General features: G+C 42.4%; 1 protein-coding gene and 3 tRNA genes. 1 reads left to right on the top strand and 3 read right to left on the bottom strand.

From position 1 onward, the window contains the following. Positions 1 to 44 precede the first annotated feature (44 nt). The 3 genes from AB4209_RS22235 to AB4209_RS22225 form a co-directional block, all read right to left on the bottom strand. Positions 45 to 120: transfer RNA gene (locus AB4209_RS22235), tRNA-Gly, on the bottom strand. Between the two features lie 46 nt (positions 121 to 166). After that, positions 167 to 240 (bottom strand) — tRNA-Cys (locus AB4209_RS22230). Positions 241 to 307: 67 nt separating this feature from the next. Continuing rightward, a tRNA-Leu gene (locus AB4209_RS22225) sits at positions 308 to 394 on the bottom strand. Between the two features lie 349 nt (positions 395 to 743). Between AB4209_RS22225 and AB4209_RS22220 the strand changes: the two genes are divergently transcribed. Beyond that, positions 744 to 1,532 carry a lipase family protein gene (locus AB4209_RS22220; protein ID WP_372057413.1) on the top strand — a complete coding sequence of 263 codons (789 nt, stop codon included), beginning with the start codon at positions 744 to 746 and terminating at the stop codon, positions 1,530 to 1,532. Positions 1,533 to 1,626: the final 94 nt, after the last annotated feature.

Genomic DNA, 1,626 nt, shown 5'->3' with positions numbered 1-1,626 from the left:
TAAAACACCATCTTAATGTCGAAATGAATCAACACTACAAAATTTGGAGCGATACATCGGGTTCGAACCGATGACCTCAACCTTGGCAAGGTTGCGCTCTACCAACTGAGCTAGTATCGCATTTTCATTCTTATTATCTCTTAACTTATCAAACTAAGAGAAAGAATGGAGGCGCCTCCCGGAGTCGAACCGAGGTCCACGGATTTGCAATCCGCTGCATAGCCACTCTGCCAAGGCGCCTTTAATAGTGATTTAAGAGAACAACTCTTTGTTCATCACTCTACTCAAAATGTAGAAGCTAGATAGATGGTGCCCCGGGCCGGACTTGAACCGGCACAGCGCGAACGCCGAGGGATTTTAAATCCCTTGTGTCTACCAATTCCACCACCAGGGCAACGCAATCTTGCGAGGCCGATTACTGAAAAGTAAAAACACCATCTCTCAGCGACCTAAGCCGTGAGAACGAGGTGTACTTTAACGGAAGGAAAAAATTCGTCAACAATAAATTTTATCTTTTAATTCAAGTGATTAATTATCGAACTCAAAAGAATAAATTTAGTGCAGCTTGTACGGTTCTTATACTTGGATTTCTAATTTAAACGGACAAATCACTGACAACCATTGATTCAAATACCAATTGAATGCGGTGATTTTATTGTTTTAAACCAAGCAAATGGCGTTTTCATGTGCTTTTCACATTCAACGATTAGAGTTTGAAGTAACTCTTATTAAGAAGTAAACATGTGAAACCACTAAAACAATATCAATATGAGCGCTATGCCGTTCTTTGTAACCTCGCCTACCCTAGAGTTTTTAAGCAGACTCGCTATGGTTTTGACCCTAATGGACAACGCATCATCAAGAACCAGTTTGGTAAAACCATGATTAGAGTGTTGTGGAGTAGCGACAAAGATGAAGTGGTTGTGGTAATCAAAGGATCGCACAGTATCTCAGATTGGCTACTAACCTTTGCTCTATGGACAAGAAGCTGTAAGAGAATTGGGCTCAATTATCGTGTGCATGCGGGTTTCTACCATCTAATGTTTCAAGAGAGCCAGCCAAGTCGTAATGAAGATAAGCTTGGCTTAACCGTTATTGAGCGCTTGGAAGCCACGCTCACACCTCTCATCGAACAAGGAAAAAGAGTGTCTATTACTGGCCACTCTTCCGGAGGCGCTATCGGTTGTGTCTTCGCTGATTACTTTGATCAAAAGTACCCAGGCTGTATTAAACGAATAGTGACTTTTGGCCAACCCGCCATTGGTGATTGGAGCTTTCGAAAGCACTATCGCATGAGTAAGAAGACCTACCGAATTTGCTGTGACATCGACATCGTGACCTTCATGCCACCGGTTCCTTTGCTCTATTGGCATGTAGGTAAAGTGCTTTGGCTTTATAACGGACGAATCTATGAGAACACTCCTACATTAATCCGCCTTGGTCGCTCTATCTTTAGTTGGCTGATAAGACCTTTCTCTTACCACTTAATGAGCAAGTATATCCGTAACAAAGATTTCTTTGATAAGCATTGAAATGGGTACGTAGGAAGCTTTTAGCGGGGTCAAAAACGAAAAAACCAGTCACTAGGACTGGTTTTTTCTGAATGATGGAGGCGCCTCCCGGAGT

It is taken from the genome of Vibrio sp. 10N.286.48.C11, assembly GCF_041469805.1.
GTDB lineage: Bacteria > Pseudomonadota > Gammaproteobacteria > Enterobacterales > Vibrionaceae > Vibrio > Vibrio crassostreae_C.
Note: the sequence above shows the minus strand (reverse complement) of the source record. Positions and strands in the feature narration are given on the sequence as shown.